General features: G+C 69.8%; 16 protein-coding genes and 2 pseudogenes. 12 read left to right on the top strand and 6 right to left on the bottom strand.

Translation table 11 applies throughout. The features are described 5' to 3' along the window. Nucleotides 1-116: 116 nt before the first annotated feature. Nucleotides 117-596: a MarR family transcriptional regulator gene (locus ACFU5O_RS20845; RefSeq protein ID WP_384242486.1), complete on the top strand. Its 480-nt coding sequence runs from the start codon at nt 117-119 to the stop codon at nt 594-596. Here ACFU5O_RS20845 and ACFU5O_RS20840 read toward each other — a convergent pair. Further along, a pseudogene (locus tag ACFU5O_RS20840) lies at nt 577-789 on the bottom strand (short-chain dehydrogenase); the annotation flags it as partial. The gene ACFU5O_RS20845 and the pseudogene ACFU5O_RS20840 overlap by 20 nt on opposite strands. 415 nt (nt 790-1,204) lie before the next feature. On the opposite strand from ACFU5O_RS20840, the gene ACFU5O_RS20835 reads away from it, so the two are divergent. From ACFU5O_RS20835 to ACFU5O_RS20815, 5 genes are all read left to right on the top strand, one after another. Further along, nucleotides 1,205-3,988: an alpha/beta hydrolase family protein gene (locus ACFU5O_RS20835; protein WP_384242484.1), complete on the top strand. Its 2,784-nt coding sequence runs from the start codon at nt 1,205-1,207 to the stop codon at nt 3,986-3,988. Between the two features lie 365 nt (nt 3,989-4,353). Continuing rightward, a complete protein-coding gene (locus tag ACFU5O_RS20830) occupies nt 4,354-4,593 on the top strand; it encodes a hypothetical protein (protein ID WP_384242483.1) in 240 nt (79 codons plus the stop codon). After that, nucleotides 4,593-4,970 carry a fic family toxin-antitoxin system, toxin component gene (locus ACFU5O_RS20825; protein ID WP_384242481.1) on the top strand — a complete coding sequence of 126 codons (378 nt, stop codon included), beginning with the start codon at nt 4,593-4,595 and terminating at the stop codon, nt 4,968-4,970. The genes ACFU5O_RS20830 and ACFU5O_RS20825 overlap by 1 nt, the downstream gene beginning before the upstream one ends. A gap of 98 nt (nt 4,971-5,068) precedes the next feature. Beyond that, entirely contained in the window at nt 5,069-5,263 is a 195-nt protein-coding gene (locus ACFU5O_RS20820) for a hypothetical protein (RefSeq protein WP_384242478.1), read from the top strand. A 242-nt stretch (nt 5,264-5,505) separates the two neighbouring features. Beyond that, a complete protein-coding gene (locus ACFU5O_RS20815) occupies nt 5,506-6,624 on the top strand; it encodes a PP2C family protein-serine/threonine phosphatase (RefSeq protein WP_384242476.1) in 1,119 nt (372 codons plus the stop codon). Between the two features lie 319 nt (nt 6,625-6,943). Here ACFU5O_RS20815 and ACFU5O_RS20810 read toward each other — a convergent pair whose 3' ends face one another. After that, nucleotides 6,944-7,477 (bottom strand): GNAT family N-acetyltransferase, encoded by a 534-nt coding sequence (locus ACFU5O_RS20810; protein WP_384242474.1) that lies wholly within the window; start codon nt 7,475-7,477, stop codon nt 6,944-6,946. A 433-nt stretch (nt 7,478-7,910) separates the two neighbouring features. On the opposite strand from ACFU5O_RS20810, the gene ACFU5O_RS20805 reads away from it, so the two are divergent. Then, nucleotides 7,911-8,573: a lysophospholipid acyltransferase family protein gene (locus ACFU5O_RS20805; RefSeq protein ID WP_384242472.1), complete on the top strand. Its 663-nt coding sequence runs from the start codon at nt 7,911-7,913 to the stop codon at nt 8,571-8,573. Between the two features lie 105 nt (nt 8,574-8,678). Here ACFU5O_RS20805 and ACFU5O_RS20800 read toward each other — a convergent pair whose 3' ends face one another. Then, complete coding sequence (locus tag ACFU5O_RS20800) at nt 8,679-9,254, bottom strand: hypothetical protein (protein ID WP_384242470.1); 576 nt, start codon at nt 9,252-9,254, stop codon at nt 8,679-8,681. 505 nt (nt 9,255-9,759) lie between these two features. Here ACFU5O_RS20800 and ACFU5O_RS20795 point away from each other — a divergent pair. Next, on the top strand, nt 9,760-10,041 hold the full coding sequence (locus ACFU5O_RS20795; RefSeq protein ID WP_384242467.1) for a YkvA family protein: 282 nt from the start codon (nt 9,760-9,762) through the stop codon (nt 10,039-10,041). A gap of 262 nt (nt 10,042-10,303) precedes the next feature. Here ACFU5O_RS20795 and ACFU5O_RS20790 read toward each other — a convergent pair whose 3' ends face one another. Beyond that, nucleotides 10,304-10,684, bottom strand: a complete 381-nt coding sequence (locus tag ACFU5O_RS20790) for a hypothetical protein (protein ID WP_384242465.1) — start codon at nt 10,682-10,684, stop codon at nt 10,304-10,306. 222 nt (nt 10,685-10,906) lie between these two features. Between ACFU5O_RS20790 and ACFU5O_RS20785 the strand changes: the two genes are divergently transcribed. The 3 genes and pseudogenes from ACFU5O_RS20785 (at nt 10,907) to ACFU5O_RS20775 (ending at nt 11,574) form a co-directional block, all read left to right on the top strand. Continuing rightward, a complete protein-coding gene (locus ACFU5O_RS20785) occupies nt 10,907-11,137 on the top strand; it encodes a hypothetical protein (RefSeq protein ID WP_384242464.1) in 231 nt (76 codons plus the stop codon). A 100-nt stretch (nt 11,138-11,237) separates the two neighbouring features. Further along, nucleotides 11,238-11,352 (top strand): annotated as a pseudogene (locus ACFU5O_RS20780) (IS5/IS1182 family transposase); the annotation flags it as partial. Next, nucleotides 11,326-11,574, top strand: coding sequence for an ANTAR domain-containing protein (locus tag ACFU5O_RS20775; protein ID WP_384242461.1), 249 nt, complete (start codon nt 11,326-11,328; stop codon nt 11,572-11,574). The pseudogene ACFU5O_RS20780 and the gene ACFU5O_RS20775, both read left to right, overlap by 27 nt. Before the next feature lie 26 nt (nt 11,575-11,600). Here the strand turns inward: ACFU5O_RS20775 and uvrA are convergent, their stop codons facing one another. Next, entirely contained in the window at nt 11,601-14,069 is a 2,469-nt protein-coding gene (gene uvrA, locus ACFU5O_RS20770) for an excinuclease ABC subunit UvrA (RefSeq protein ID WP_384242458.1), read from the bottom strand. 111 nt (nt 14,070-14,180) lie between these two features. Between uvrA and ACFU5O_RS20765 the strand changes: the two genes are divergently transcribed. Continuing rightward, nucleotides 14,181-14,483 (top strand): transposase, encoded by a 303-nt coding sequence (locus ACFU5O_RS20765; RefSeq protein WP_384242456.1) that lies wholly within the window; start codon nt 14,181-14,183, stop codon nt 14,481-14,483. Between the two features lie 411 nt (nt 14,484-14,894). Here ACFU5O_RS20765 and ACFU5O_RS20760 read toward each other — a convergent pair whose 3' ends face one another. Then, nucleotides 14,895-16,037 (bottom strand): acetate/propionate family kinase, encoded by a 1,143-nt coding sequence (locus tag ACFU5O_RS20760; RefSeq protein ID WP_384242454.1) that lies wholly within the window; start codon nt 16,035-16,037, stop codon nt 14,895-14,897. Between the last annotated feature and the right edge of the window lie 223 nt (nt 16,038-16,260).

The following is a 16,260-nucleotide window of genomic DNA, read 5'->3' as shown; positions in this document are numbered from 1 at the left end:
TCCGTCCGCCCCTCCGTCCGCCCCTCTGGCACTGGCCCGTCCCGCCACCTTGAACTCAACCTGACTTCAGGTTCTACGGTGCTTGCACCAGCGATCGTTCACAGGGAGCACCGCACATGAGCGCCCAGCGCCCCTCCGACGCCGAGCTCGCCGCACATCCAGCTGCCTACTGGACCGGAGTCGCCCACGAGGCCCTCATCGCGTTCGTCCGAGCCCAGCTGGCCGAGCTCGGCCTTACCCAGCCTCAGTACTGGCTGCTGCGCAACCTGTCCGAGGACGACCTCTCACCCGACGGCCGCGGCATGTCCGTCCCCGAACTCCAGCAGGCCATGAGCACCTACCTCCGGCGCGAGGACGACCTGAACTCCGAGGCGGAGATCCTGCTGAAGCGCGGCTGGCTCACCGCCGACGGCGAGGGACGGCTGTGGATCACCGAAGCGGGGGACGAGGCACGGGCGGCCATCAAGCAGCACGTCCCTGCCATCCGCGACCGCATCCACCACGGCATCGACGACGCCGACCACCTCACGGCCCTGATGGTGCTCCAGCAGATGATCCGGAACACCGGCGACAGGCCGGGTGCACCAAGGACATGACCTCCTGGGCAGGATCACGCACGAGCTCGAACCTGAAGGAGATCTGCGCCGGTTTCGACCGCCCATAAGTGCGCTTGGGCCGGAAGTCCGTGGTGGATGGACTGCAGATCACCAGGTCAAGTTGCTCGGACCGTGCTGCAGAACTGCCGACCGCCACAATGCGGCCCGCAGGTGCGGCCGACGGCAGCGGCGCACTGAATCGACCGGACGGCGCCCTTCGGCCTTCACGGAATCCCGGCTGCCGATGAACGTCCCACGACAGCGCCGGCAGAACGGTACTCAACGACGATCACGCGCTCGCGACTTCGGCACGTCCGGCGCAGGACCTCACGAGCCAGGCAGAAGGTAGCCATGCAGGTCGGCGGGCCCGGCCGGCACCACCGGGCGAAGGGCACAGCACAGAACACAACAGTGGGTTCCGTCCCACCCTTCCCGCACCCGCGACCGGGAGAGCCGCCATCGCACAACTCGTCGCGGCAGGGGCATATTTGCGACACCTTGGGTGGCAGGAGGCAACCCGCATCGATCAGTTGTCGTCCTCCGGGAGCGAGGGAGGCCACAGGGAGTCCTGAGGTTCCCCGACACAACCGATGATGAGGAAGACCACTGTGATACGTGTCTTTCGCGTGATGACCGCCGCCATGGCAGGACTCGCGCTGGCAGCGGGATCGCCAGGGCCGGCCCAGGCGGTACAGACGCCTGCCGGCTCCCTGTCGGACGCACCACGGGGCCAGGACGGGGGACTGCCGGCGGGCTGGCAGGTGACCGGCACCGGTGCGGGAAAGCAGCTGGTCTGGACTTCGGCCGCTCCGGTGCCCATGGGCGACGCACGGGTCGAGTTCTACGCCGGGGACCGGTTGCTCGGCCGACCGGTGGCCGCGCGGGACGGGCGGTCCTTCCACCTGCGGCTCGACGGCGCGCGTATCGGGTCGGCAAAGGAGCTGCAGGTTCTTGCCGGTGGCCGCCGTCTGGACGGGGAGGGGGCGGACCGGGCCCCGCGCTCCCGGCCCCGCCCCGCGCCCGCCCCGCAGGACACCGCTCTTCCCGCGAACCCCGTCGACCCCGGAACCCCTGGCCGCTATCGCACCGTCAGCGGCGAATACGCCCTGAACGCGGTGCGCTTGCCCGGCTTCCCCGCCCCGGTGGAGATGCGCGCCACGGTGGTGGGACCCGCCGATGCCCCGGGGAAGAGGCCCCTGGCGCTGTTCCTGCACGGCCGTCACGGCACGTGCTTCAGCGCTGGAGGCGAGGTGACCGGTGACTGGCCCTGCAAGAACGGCACACAGCCGGTGCCGAGCCACCAGGGCTATCTGCGGGCGCAGAGGCTTCTTGCCTCCCAGGGCTATGTGACCCTGTCCATCTCCGCCAACGGCATCAACGCGCAGGACCACCTCGCGGAGGACGGCGGTGCTCAGGCCCGCTCGTCCCTGGTGAGGCAGCACCTGGCCCGCTGGGCGGACTGGGCCGCGAACCGGTCCGGCGCACCGTCCGCCGTGCGCTCGGCCGCACCGGCGGACCTGTCCCGCGTACTGCTGGTCGGTCACTCCCGGGGTGGGGAGGGCGTCAACCGGGCCGCACTCGACAGCCTTTACCGACCGCCCGCCGAGCAGGACGGGTACAAGGGCCCCGTGCGCTGGAAGATCCGTGGCAACGTCCTGATAGGCCCGACGATCTTCGGTCACAATCCGGCGCCGGACGTGCCCTCCATGACCATCCTGCCGGGTTGCGACGGTGACGTTTCCGACCTGCAAGGCGAGATCTACGTCGACGGCACGCGCGGCATCAGCGGCGGAGCCGCACTCCACAGCGCGGTGTACATGGTCGGCGCCAACCACAACTTCTTCAACAGCGAGTGGACTCCGGGCCAGGCGAAGGCCCCGGCCGACGACGACTTCGGCTCGGGCGACACCCCGGACCCGGTCTGCACCCCCGGCAGCAAGCACCGTCTGACCGCTGCTCAGCAGCAGGCCGCAGGCGCCACGTACATCGCGGCGGCGGCCCGGCTGTTCGTCGCAGGAGACGACCGGGTGCGCCCGTTGCTGGACGGATCCGGACGGCGTGCGCCCTCGGCGGGCCCCGCGCGCGTGCTCACCCACGCCGTCGGCGCGAACCGAGCGCCGGCCTTCCTGCCCGGACCGTCCGTGGCCGTCACCGGCGGACGGCTGTGCGCACAGGCCGACCCCGACCCGGCCCGCGCCTGTCTGGCGGCCGACGCACGCGGTCAGTCGCCGCACTTCGCCACGTGGGAGGTGGCGGAGGGGCCGGGCCGCGACGCGGTCGCGATGCACTGGTCCCGGGCGGGCTCCAAGGCCACGGTGCGGCTCTCACGTCCGGTCTCGCTGGTGGGATCCGGCGCACTGGCGCTGCGAGTGATCGTTCCGCCCAACTCCACCGGCGCCCGGTTCGACGTCGCCCTCGTCGATGCCTCGGGTCGACGCGCGACTCTTGGCAGGGCAGCCGTCGACGGACTGCCGGGAAGCGAACGGACGGCCTCCTACTGGGGCCGTGAGGTCCGCGTACCGCTGTCCGCGGCCGCACGGGCCGGGCTGGACCTCAAGCAGGTGAAGGCCCTGGAGCTGAGCCCGCGCACCCGCTCCGGACGCGCGTGGCTGGTGGACGCATGGGGCTGGCGCCCCGGCACTCCCGCGGTACGTCCCGCCGCGCTGCCGCGCGTCGACATCGGCCGGCTGACGGTCAAGGAAGGCGACTCCGGGACGCGGACCTATCGTGTGCCGGTGCGGGTCACCGGGCACGGCAGCGGTCAGGTCCGGGTGTCCGTCCCCAAGCCGGGCACGGACCAGGTGACCCACCGCACGGTGACGGTACGTCCGGGCAGCCACGACATCGATGTACCGGTCGCGGTGCACGGCAACACCCGCTACGGCAACGACGCGGTGAGCGACGTGCTGGTCAAGGCGGTGCGCGGCGCGGTGGTCGGTTCCTACCGCGGCGGCGTGACGGCGCAGAACGACGACCCGATGCCCACGGTCACGCTCAAGCCGGTCGCGGCCGACGTCACCGAGGGCAAGCGCCTGACTTGGCGGGTATCGCTCTCCACGACCGCCGACGCGGAGATCATCGGTGAGTTCGCCTTCCTGCCGGTCGGCGAGGGCGCGGAGCTGTCCACCCTGGACGTCGACCGGCGCTGGCTCAAGGACAACTTCGGTGAGTCGCCGAGCCCGTCCCGGCCCCTGTCCAAGATGGTGGAGAACCCGTCTCTGCCGATCACCATTCCTGCCGGTGAGTTGAGCACCGATGTGACCGTGCCCACCGTCACCGACCGGGTGAGCGAACCCCAGGAATCGCTCCGCGGCCGACTGATCACCTACGACGCGGCCTGGGAGCCGCGTCCGGGCCCGGTCGTCACCGGCACGGTACGGGACGCTTCGTAGCACGGACACGGTTCACCGTCGGACGATGAGCACACCTGCCCCGGCCGGGGCAGGTGTGCTCATCGCGAAGGCGCCCGAGGGGGACATCGGCCCGGTCGGGCGCCTTCCGCGTGCCCTGCGTGGTGAGGCGGACGAGCCGCTCGGCCACCGGGTCGAGGGCCTGGGAGGCGGCAGGGGCCGGGGGAGGCGCTCGCGCTTGCTGGCGCCTCGGCGTCCGGACGCGGCTGTGACGATGGCCGCGCCGGCCACGGCGCGGATCTCCGTGCCGCCCTCTGCGCCCCCTTCTCTCCTGCCGACCGCAGCCGACGAAGGAGGATCACACGGACCGCCTGCGATGGGTGGTAACAACTGTTACCATGCGAGGTATGGCCAAGACGCAGCTGGGTGCACGGGTGGATCAGGATGTGGCGGAACTCGCGAAGAAGCGGGCCGCCGACCTCGGACTGAGCATCGGGGACTACCTCGCCCGCCTCGTCCACGACGACGCCAGCGGCCTGCGCGCCCGCGCCGTGGACGCGGCCGCCCGCTTCCTCGCCGAGCACCAGGACGTCTTCGACGAGGCCGAGGACGCACAGCAGACCTCTCCGGGAGCGCGCGCCGCCTGATGGACCTGCACATCGACGTTCCCTGGATCCTGCAGGTCGCCGAGGTCGCAGGGGCGGGCGACCCCGCCCCCGACGATTACGGCGTCCCCGTCTCCGCCGTCGCCCGTCACCGGGCCGAACTGTTCGAGCAGCCGGTCTACGACGGTCCCTACGCCAGGGCGGCCGCCCTTGTGCACACCCTGGGCCGGTGCCGCTGGCTGGAGCGCTCAAACCTCGCCGTCGCGGCAGCGACCGGCGTCATGAGCCTCGAAGCCGCAGGGATCTCCGTCAAACCCAACCGCGCGGACGCCATCGCCCTCAAGGACCTGCTCCTCGACTCCGCCTGCACCGCCGCGAAGGTCGCCGCCCTGCTGCGGAGTTGGCCCACGGCCACCTGACGCTCGTCGACGACGTCGAGCCGGTTGAGGGTGTGGGCGTGTCCCGCACCGCTGAGCGAGCCGCGCACGGTGCGTTCCCGTATGCCCCAGGAACCCGCGTGCCGGTCACGACCGGCACGCCGGTGGTCGATCGGCTCGACGGTGACGTCCTCGTGTGCGGTGGACATCTCGATGCGGTCGACGTGGTGACTGCCCTGGGCTGCCCCGCCGGCATCGGGCGTGCGGCCCGCCTCCATTTCCTGTCCGAGTTCCGGAGCGTCCCGGCCGAGCGAGAGGGCCAGTCCCCGAGGTGAAGGAACACTCGTGGCGGCGCGGTCGATGCCATGAACCTCGGCGGAGGGTGCTCGACCGGCAGGACGGCGAACGGCAAGATGATCAACTGGGCCCTCGGACGCGACGTCCGCGCGGGGGCTGGCACAGCCGTTCGAGCGACTCGGCGCCCACCGGATCGCGTCGGAGGAGGGTTCGGGCTTGCGGCTGTGAATGCATGTCCCCTTGAGCTATATAACCGTTTCGGCTCGATATGATGCACTTTGTGATTGCATCCGGACGGCGCCGACACCGTCGTCCTCCCTACCGCGGCCGGTGGGAAGCTGCCCTGCTGTCACCGGTGATCCTCACCGTCCTCATCGCCGGCCTGGCGTTCTCCACACCGAGGGAGATCGCCTTCAGCCGCCTCCTGCCGGCCGCACCGGCTCTGGCCGCTGCGATGTGGCCCGTGCTCCCCACGATCCTGCTGGGGATGTTCTGCCTGCTTGTCATGATCGGCCTCAGCTTCGTCTACACGGACCTGGGGACGCCGTACACGGCGGCTGCGATCGTCGCCGTGACTCTGGCGGCCGCTTATGCAAGCCATGTCCGACTTCAGCGGGAGGAGATGCTCTTCCACGTCCGGCTCGTCGCCGACACGGCCCAGAAGGTGCTGCTGCGCCCCCTGCCGCGCAGCATCGCGGACATCGAGATCGAGTCGCTGTATCTGGCGGCCCAGGAGCAGGCCCGGATCGGCGGGGACTTCTACGAGGCGGTCGACACGCCGTACGGGATCCGACTGCTCATCGGCGACGTACGAGGTAAGGGACTGTCGGCGGTGGGGGCGGCCGCGGCGGTGCTCAGCTCCTTCAGGGAGGCCGCGTACGACGAGCCCCACCTCAGGGGCATCGTCCATCGACTGGAGAGCAGCATCAGCCGCCACAGCGCGGCGTTCCCCGCCCAGGACCTGCCGGAGCGCTTCGCCACCGCTCTTGTCGCCGAGATTCCGCACGGCAGCGGCCACGTCAGAATTCTCAACTGCGGGCACCCTCCACCGCTGCTTGCGCACCGCGGGGAGATCCGCGTCCTGGAGCCCACCACCCCCTCGCCGCCCCTCAACCTCGCGACGCTCATCGGAGACCAGTACTGCGTCGACACCGTCAACTTTGTCCCGGGCGATCAGCTGCTCTTCTACACCGACGGGGTGACGGAGACCCGGGACCGCGCGCGCGAGTTCTTCCCGCTGCCGGACTGGATGCGACGGCAAGGCCCGACGCCGCCCCGCGAGCTGCTCGACCGGCTTCACCGGGACCTGCTCCAGTACAGCGGCGGAAGGCTCAACGACGACATCGCGGCCATCGCCGTGCGGTGTCCGAGCATCCAGGCCCAGGAGTACGCCACATAGGCGGCCGGGATCAGATTCCCCACGACGAGCGAGTACGAAGCGAGGACGCGCAGTACCGCGTCACCACAAGCCGCTGACCCGGAAGCGGGGCCAGGCCCTTCCGCCGCTCAGCTCACGCCGGCCGATGAGGAGGCCCGGCGGACGTCCAAGACTTCCCCGGACGGCCAACCAGGCAGACCGGCGACTTCCCAACACGCCTTGGCCGCACCGACCTGCAGGGTCATGGATTGCCTCGGATGATGGCGCACGAAGTGATCCGGCGGACGAGTAGCGAGCACGGCCGGAGTCTCACCACGGCCGGCGCCCTGGTGGCAACGGGTCACCCTTGGAATTCGGTGAGGTCGATGGTGTGGATGCGCAGCGGAATACCGTGGACGGGATGCGTCGTCTCGCGCTCCGGCACCATGCCGAGCTTGCGCATGACGTTCTCTGAGGCCTGGTTTCCGATGTGGGCGATGCTGATCACCCGGTCCAGTCCACGGTCCTGCAGAGCGAACTCCAGGGCGGCGTGGGCAGCTTCAGAGGCGTAGCCCTGTCCCCAGAACGGCCTTCCGAGGCGCCAGCCGATCTCCACGGCCGGCATCACTTCCGGCAGGTACTCCGGCACGGACAGACCTGCGAAGCCGATCAGCTCACCCGAGGCAATGAGCTCGACGGCGAAGAGACCAAACCCCTCCTCGTCCCACTCCTCCTCCCACCGCTCGATGTCCTCGGCCGTCTGTTCCAGATCATGGACCGCGCCGTCGTCGATCCACCGCATGACTTCGGGATCCGAGTTGATCTCTGCCATGGGAACAAGGTCGTCATCGGTCCAGCGGCGGAGGATGAGGCGGGGCGTGCGGATCTCGGTCATGGCACTCATCCTGTCGAAAACCGCCTCGCGACGGTAATCGGCGGCCCCTGGGGCGCGGATTCATGTGAGCGAGAGGTCCTCCGGAGATCCCCGGACCGGAACCGCGTCGCCGGGCGTGTTCAACGTTCTGGCCCTTCAGGCCCTCGAACCCACAACGGGGCGACTTCCCGCAGTTCGAGCCGGTCCAGGGGCGATCGCTCCACAACCCGGCCTCCTCCGAAGGTGCCGGCACCGACTGGGCGAGGGCACGGACAGCGGAGACTCCGCACCCTGGCCGGACCGGCGACGGCTGCCGGCACGCGCCCTTCTGGAGGGGTGGCCGAGGCCATCGACTGGGTACGGCACGCCCGTGAGGTTGAGTACGCATGCTCATACCTGCAGGCCACTTGGCGTCGACGATGTAGATCAACATCGTTGATGCCGGGAGACCAACATGCTCAGCCGCGTAGCCGACGTCCTGGTCCCTTTCGTGGGACGCCTCTCGGTGACCGCCGACGCCCACACCGAACTCGCGCCGGGCACCATCATTGCCGCGAATCACACCTCGCTCGCCGACCCCGCCATCGTCCTCGCTGCTCTCCGCCGCCTCGACGTCGAGCCGGTCATCATGGCTGCCGCCGGCCTGTGGCGTATCCCGCTGCTCGGACGCGCGCTCGTGCGCGAAGGACATGTTCCCGTGTTCCGCAGGACCCTGCGCGCGGCAGACGCCCTCGGGCTTGCCGCAGCGGCCCTCGAGAGGGGGCGGCTGGTCCTCATCTACGCCGAGGGCGGCCTCCCGCGCCGCAGAGATGCCGCTGAAGCGGCACCCGGTACCTTTCACAGTGGCCTGTCCAGGCTCGCACACCACACCGGTGCGCCTGTCGTTCCTGTAGGCCAGGCCGGCGCACGCCGTGTCATTTCGGGGAATGCCGCCAAGCAGATCGCGGGCCTGACCACCGCACCACTGCGCCGCCCGAACCTGCACGTACACGTGGGGGCACCGCTGCAGCTGACTGGTGACGATGCTGTGCGGACGGCGCAGGCCCGCACGGCAGTGACGAATGCGTGGAGGACTGCTGCCGCCCACCTCGGCGAAACCGCCGCGCTCGCTGGGTAGCGAGCGCGGCCCTCGGACGCGCGCTGCCCCTCCACCTCAACGTCTTCCAGCCGCTCTGGCTTCGACGGGGGCGCACGCGGCCCACTGGCTCAACGCAGCGTCGGATCACCAGGTATGTGCGACATCCACGATCAGTTTGTCCCCGGACTGGACTGCTCGGAACGGAAGCTTGGCGCGCACGCCCAGGCCGATCTGGGTCCGTCCTTCGAAGCTTGCTCCGAACTTCGCGTCCTTGAATGTCCTGTACCCGGCGACGGTCACGCCCGGCAGTGGCTTCCCAGCCTTCCCGGCGTATGTCGGACTGCCTGTCTCCGGGTCGTAGCTCGGCGCGGACACGAAGATCTGCAGGATTCCACCTCCACGGACCGGAATTCGCTCGCCGGAGCCGTCCTGCTGAAACGTCGTCACGTAGCCAACGTGATAACTGATATTGCTGTGCACGCCCTTGACGTGAAAGATCATGCGGTCGTAGCACCTGCTTTGACTGGTCACGATGACCTTGAGCCGCATGGTGGCCGATTCCACGGCCGACTTGGTGCCACTACCCCAGGAGGTCGCGCAGCCTTTGGCCGAGGCTGCCCTGCCCATGTGACCGGTCGCGCCATCGGCGCTCCCGGTCGTGCCGACCAGGCCGGCACCAGCTACCACCAGCGCACCGGCAGCCATTCCCAGCTTTCGCATGACTCACCTCGGAGAAGTCGTCGGACAGGTCCATACGGATAGGAGCGCCCCCTCCAAGATCTTCACTCAGCACTCAGATCAGGCCAGTCCCCATTCGTGCTCGTACCTAACCCACTTTCAGACAGATGTCAGCCTTGCGAATCTTCCAGCATTTCGTGACCTTCTGCCGAAGGGCCATGAGGCTGGTCCGCGACCTGGACCGCCGCCGACGCGCTTGCAGAACACGCGGAGCTGGTCCGGGTGAAGCGTGAACAGAAACACGACTCTGGATGGAAGAAACCCCGCACCTCTCGTCAGATGCTTTCGTCTTGAACCGGGCGGCAATGGGCCTCCACCGTTGCGAGCAAGCCAGGGACAGCCCTCGCGCCAGAGCTCCCTGTCGTCGTCCACTTGGATCGGCACAGCCTCTTGTGGCCACCCGCGTCCGCCCGCCGGGCGGGCGAAAGCGCTCAAGGGCTCGGTGAGTCGGCCGACTCACCGAACTCGGACGGGGTACAGGAACGTCATGGATGGCGTCCTCTGGTGGATCCTCGGCGCGGTCGTTCTCGCCACGGCGGTCTGCGCCGCCTGGTTGCTGTTCCGTGTGGTCAGCGCTCGCAGAGTGCTCCTCGATGCCGGAGTGCCTTTCAGGGACAAGGCCCTGTTCTGGGCGGCCGTGCTCTACACCGTGTCGCCCCTCGACGTGCTGCCCGACCCGGTGTACCTCGACGACATCGGCGTCCTGGTGGTCGCGCTCCGCGCCCTTCACGTGGCCGCTCGGCAGGCGACGCGGGACCAGCACTGCTGACCATCAGCAGGAAGCGGGTGGCTCCGTCGGCGGCGTGGTTGCGGAGCATGTCGAGCATGGTGCCGCTGGGGTGGATGCCGTTGCTCATCAGGTAGGTGCCTTGGTCCTTGACTCACCCCACACCCGAAACGGTCCTGGCCGAGGTCCTCGCCGAACAGGAGCGCCGTAACGCCCAGCTCAGCGCGGTCCTCGGCGAACCCTTCACCACCGCCAAACGCGACTGCACCCTCGTCTTCCCTCTCGGGACGGGACATGTCCCGGATCAGGTCCTGCAGCGACTGGGGGCGTTCGGCGTGGTGGGCAGCACCAGCGCGATGCGGTCCGCCGGGCTCACCTCGACGCTGACCGGGCGCAGGCCGGCTCGTCGAGGCAGATCGGTGAGGAAGACTGCGGCGTCCCAGTCGCCCTCGGGGAGGAACGGGCGTACGACGTCGGCCGCGGAGGAGACGTCCAGTTGCTCGTCCGCGACCAGGGGTGCCGTGCGCGCCGTCACCTGCCAGTCTACGTCGGCGCGGACCCGCCGCCTCAGCTGCTGCGGCAGCTTGTCGGCCAGTTCCTTGGCGATCTCCGACGCCACTCCGGGGTCGGCGACCAGCACGATCCGCACCGCGTGCGCCGCAGCGGCAGGCAGGAATTCTGTCACGGTCTCAATCCGGTCGGGGGCAGTCGCGACGGCTTTTCGCCCGAGGTCCCGTTGTAACGCCCCCCTATGTGGCGGTCGAGCGCGACAGGCGCCTTGGCGCCCGGCGTCCCTCGATCAGTCCCGCGCAACCGGCGCGGCCCCAGGAGGGACTTCGACGGACCCTGCGCGAGGGCGCGGCCGAAAACCGACATCTCCCTGGCGCCCTCCCGGTCGGTGGCCAACATGTTCCACAAGGCCCTGTTGACCTCCGCCGAGAAAGCCAGCCACATCAAGCACCACCTCGGCGTCGCCGGCCGCAGCGACCAGCTGTTCACCGATGACGCGGTCACTCTCATCCACACCACATCCCGCGGCTTCTCCCGCGCGGTCAACAACCTCTGCCTGCAATCCCTTGCGGTGCGGGCGGTGGAGGTCAGCCGGCTGTCCGGCCGTGGGCGTCGGCCAGGCCGGTGACCCAGGTGATGAGCGCGGCCGCGTCGGCCTCGAAGTCACCGGAGTCGAAGCAGCGTTCTTCTTCCGCTCCGCCCTGCCGTCGGTCGTCCTGGTAGAACGCCTCCAGCGGCTCCAGTCTCTGGCCGACGCGAAAGGTGCGATCACGTGGGACCTGAGCGTCGACTCCACGGTCTGCCGCGCCCACCAGCATGCGGCCGGGGCCCGCAATCAGGGCGATCTGCAGGGCGATCGGCATCGTCGTCACACTGGCCGGCCTGCGCGCCGAGGACGGCCGGGACGTCCTGCGGGAGATCTCCCGGCACACCGACATCAAGATGTGCCACGTCGCCGAACGCATCGTGGAATCGGCCCGGACGGGACACCTCGCGAGCGATATCCGCCACAAGCTGGAACGCAGCATGGCGACGCGCGCGACCCTGCGCCCCGAACCCGGCTGACCGGTGCTCAGCCCCTCGCACCGTTGTCAGGAGCGCGCGAGCCGGGCCGCGAGATAGGGCGCGGTGGCGCTGCGGCGGGTCCTCGCCACCTTGGCCGGCCGGCCCGCCGCGACCACCCGCCCGCCCGCGTCGCCGCCGCCCGGCCCGAGGTCGATGACCCAGTCGGCGGTGGCAATCGTGTCCAGGTCGTGCTCGACGAGGACGACCGTGTTGCCGGCGTCGACAAGCCGGTGCAGCTGTCGCAGCAGCAGCGCGATGTCCGAGGGGTGCAGCCCCGCCGTCGGCTCGTCGAGCAGGTAGAGCGCGTGGCCGCGGCGGGCTCGCTGCAGTTCGGTGGCCAGTTTGATGCGTTGCGCCTCACCACCGCTGAGTTCCGTCGCGGGCTGCCCCAGCCGCAGGTACCCCAGTCCCACCTCGCGCAACGTCTCCAGACTGCGGGAGGCGGCCGGGACGGCGGACAGGAACTTGGCGGCGTCGTCGACGGACAGCCCCAGCACTTCCGCGATGTTCTTGCCGCGGTAGGTGACTTCCAGCGTTTCGGCGTTGTACCGGGCGCCCTGGCAGGTCGGGCACGGCGCGTAGGTGCCGGGCAGGAACAGCAGTTCCACCGCGACGAATCCTTCGCCCTGGCAGGTCTCGCACCGCCCTTCGGGCACGTTGAAGGAGAACCGCCCGGCCGAGTAGCCGCGCGCCCTGGCCTCGTCCGTCGCCGCGTACAGCTTGCGCACCGCGTCGAACATCCCCGTGTACGTGGCCAGGTTGGACCGGGGAGTTCGGCCGATGGGCCGTTGGTCGACCCGGACCAGCCGGTCGAACGACTCGACTCCCGACGCGTCCTGGACGTCGACCTCCAGCTGCGCCTCGTCGGGCTCCTCGGGTACGAGTCCGAGGTGGCCGCGGACGACCTCGGCGAGCACCTGCGTCACCAGCGTCGACTTTCCGGAACCGGACACGCCCGTCACCGCCGTCAGTACGCAGAGCGGTACCTCGACGGACACGTCGTGCAGATTGTGGCGGGAGACGCCGCTCAGGTGCAGCCAGCCGTACGGTGTGCGCGGGCGGTGATCGAGCGGCTTGGCGCGCCCGAACAGGTACTGGCTCGTGGCCGACTCTTCCACCCGCTCAAGACCGGCGACCGGGCCGCTGTACAGCACGCGCCCGCCGCCCTCGCCCGCGCCGGGGCCGATGTCGACCACCCAGTCCGCCCGCCGTACGACGTCCATGTCGTGCTCCACGACGAACAGCGAGTTACCCGCCGCCTTGAGGCGGGCCAGCACGTCCAGCAGCGGTTCCGCGTCAGCCGGGTGCAGGCCCGCGGAGGGTTCGTCGAGGACGTAGACGACGCCGAACAGCCCCGAGCGCAGCTGGGTGGCGATCCGCAGGCGCTGCGCCTCGCCGGGCGACAGGGTCGTCGAGCGGCGCCCGAGGCTGAGATATCCGAGGCCCAGGTCGAGCAGTACGTCGACCCGCGCGACCAGATCGCCGCAGATCCGGACCGCGACCTCGGTCGTCTCCCCGGAGCGGGCGGTCGACGTGGTGGCGTCGGCCTCGGACCGCCCCGCGACGGGCCGCAGCAGCGCCACGACCTCGGTGAGCGGCATCTCGTTGATCTCGGCGATGGAACGTCCGGCGAATGTCACGGCGAGCGCCTCGGGCCGCAGTCCGCTGCCGTGACACTCCGGGCAGGGCACGCTCCTGACGAACCGGAGCGCCCGTTCGCGTATCTTCTCGCTCTTGGAGTCCGCGAGGACGTGCATGACGTGCTTGCGGGCGCTCCAGAACTTGCCCTGGTAGCCGTAGTCGACGCGGTCCTCTTCCGGCTCGATGTACACGGAGGGCTGCTCGTCCGTGTACAGCAGCCAGTCCCGGTCCTTCTTCCTGAGCCTGCGCCACGGTCGGTCGATGTCGATCCCCAGGCCGCTCACGACACTGCGCAGGTTGGCGCCCTGCCAGGCGCCCGGCCAGGCGGCGATCGCCCCCTCGCGGATGCTCAGCGAGGGGTCCGGGACGAGCAGGTCCTCGGCGACGTCGTGCACGACGCCCAGTCCGTGGCACTCCGGGCAGGCGCCGGCCGCGGTGTTGGGTGAGAACGACTCGGCTTCCAGCCGTGCGGCCCGGGGCGGATAGGTGCCGGCGCGGGAGTACAGCATGCGCAGCAGATTGGACAGCGTGGTGATGGTGCCGACCGTCGAGCGCGAGCTGGGCGACCCGCGTCGCTGCTGCAGGGCCACGGCCGGTGGCAGTCCGGTGATTTCCTGCACGTGCGGTGCGCCGACCTGTTGCAACAGCCTTCGGGCGTACGGTGCTACGGACTCGAAGTAGCGCCGCTGGGCCTCCGCGTAGAGCGTGCCGAACGCGAGCGAGGACTTGCCCGAACCGGAGATGCCGGTGAAGGCGACCATCACGTCCCGCGGAACGTCGACATCGATGTTCCGCAGGTTGTTCTCACTGGCGCCCCGGACATGCACGAAGGTGTCGGTCGCGTCCTTGTTCACCGTTCCTGACTACCTGATCGCGCCGGGAACCGCGCGACAGGCGCCGTCCCCGGGCCTCGCTCACACGAGCGTCCGGAGTGTCCCGGATCCATTTTCGATACACCGCCCTAGGTGTATCGAAAGCGGATCTTGAGCGTTGAGAGATTCTGGTTCGTGGCGCGGGGAGATCTCCCAGACGAGCAGTGGGTTGTGCCGGAGCCGTTGTTGCCGAGGGGCCGGAAGCCCGGTCGGCCCCGCGTGTGGTCGTGGCGGCAGTTGATCGACGGCGTACGGTTCCGGGTCCGCACCGGTATCCCGTGGCGGGACGTGCCAGCCGAGTACGGGCCGTGGGGCCGGATCTATGACCTGTTTCGACGGTGGCAGGCGGGACGGCACCTGGCATCGGATCCTTTCCGAGCTCCAATCCGAGACTGACTCGCGGGGCTCGATCACATGGGATCTCAACGACGACTCCACGGTCTGCCGGGCCCATCAACATGCGGCAGGAGCCCGCAAACGGAGCGAGCTGCAGAAGGAGCCGCCAGGAGGCGTCTTCGTCGAGCCGGGTGACCACGGGCTGGGCCGCTCGCGCGGCGGGTTCAGCACCAAAGCGCATCTGGCGGTCGAACAGGGGGAAAGGCCCATGTTGATCGTCGTGACCGCCGGACAGCGGGGCGACGCGGGGCCCGGGTGGGGTGACGCGAAGGGGGAAGTACCGGGAGCCGGGCCGGGGTCAGCAGCGGCACGCCATGGGGCGCCGGGCGCCCCCGTGCCGTCCTGGTACAGGAGGCCGGCTCTGTGAGCGGGCCAGGTGAATGTGGATGTGCCGGCAGTTGCCTTGGCCAGTCACATGCCGAGCACCCGTCGGGTCTCGGTGGCGATCTGCTGTGTCTCGCCGGTTGCGACCACGAGGACCGGGACACCACTCCCCGCCTGATCGATGCGTCGGAGGCCTTCTCGCATCAAATCTTCCAGTGCGGGGACGAGCAGCCCGCCTCGTACGCCGAGAACAGTCAGGGCCGAGCAGATCTCCTCACGTACCTCGGGTTGGTCTTCGCCGATCTCCCCGGTGAAGACCAGCGCGTCCAGGCGGTCCAGCGAGGCGGCCATCGAGGCGATGCCCCTGCGGCAGCTGAGTGTGAACGTAGCCAGCGCCAGAGCGGCCGCGGCATCACCCTCCGCGCGGGCGCGCACCAGGTCCCGGGTGTCTCCCGAGGTACCGGAGAGGCCGAGCAGACCGGAATGCCGGTGGAGTGTGTCATCCAATTCGTCCGTGCTCAGACCGTGCCGCCGCTGCAGCCACAGCAGCGCGCCGGGGTCGAGGCTGCCGCTGCGCCGGCTCATCACCAGGCCTTCCAGCGGAGTGAGGCCCATGGTGGTGTCCACGCTGCGTCCGTTCCGGACGGCGCAGGCCGAGCAGCCGCCGCCCAGGTGCACGAGCACGACCTGGAGGTTGTCGACGGGTCGGCCCAGGGCCTGCGCCGTCCTCTGTAGTGCCCACGAGTAGGAAAGCCCGTGGAAGCCGTACCGGCGCAGCCCGTATTCGGCTCGCCATCGCTCCGGCACGGCGTACGTGCGCGCCTCTGCCGGCAGATCCTTGTGAAAGACGGTGTCGAAGCAGGCGACATGAGGCACGTCGGGCAGGAGTTCTCGTGCGGCATCGACCACAGGCAGGGCAGGGGTCACGTGCAGCGGCGCGAGATCGGCGACGTCCGCCAGCAGCGCCCGTACGCGTGCGTCGATCAGCGTATGTCCGGTCAGGTGCGGACCGCTGTGGACGATGCGGTGACCAACCGCCGCAGGAGCGGGCACCTCGCTGAGGAAGTCCCGCAGGTCCGCCGCCGCAGCGGGCCCCGGGGGCTCCGAGGCGTCTCGATCCGCCACCCGTTCACCGTCCGCCGCGAACAGAGCGATGTGAAGGCTCGAAGAGCCGGCATCGAGGACCAGTACGTGACCATCACGGCTCTCGTGGGAGCGGCCAGCACTCATCACACACCTCCGGTGCACTCGCGTCCTCCGGCACGGTGCGCCCGCCACGCAGCAGCGGGCCCAGTACAGGTTCCCCGCCATCGCTTCGCGCCACTCCGGCAACGCAGCTCGTTCGCCGCCAGGGGCGCCATCGGTGTCCGCCTGCCAGAGGATGCCCCTGGCGGTGCGGCGGCGCGGTTCCTCCCGCAGGCCGGGGGCGAGGTCCCGGGCCGTCTCGGAGGGC

It is taken from the genome of Streptomyces sp. NPDC057445, assembly GCF_042802855.1.
Classification (GTDB): domain Bacteria; phylum Actinomycetota; class Actinomycetes; order Streptomycetales; family Streptomycetaceae; genus Streptomyces.
Note: the sequence above shows the minus strand (reverse complement) of the source record. Positions and strands in the feature narration are given on the sequence as shown.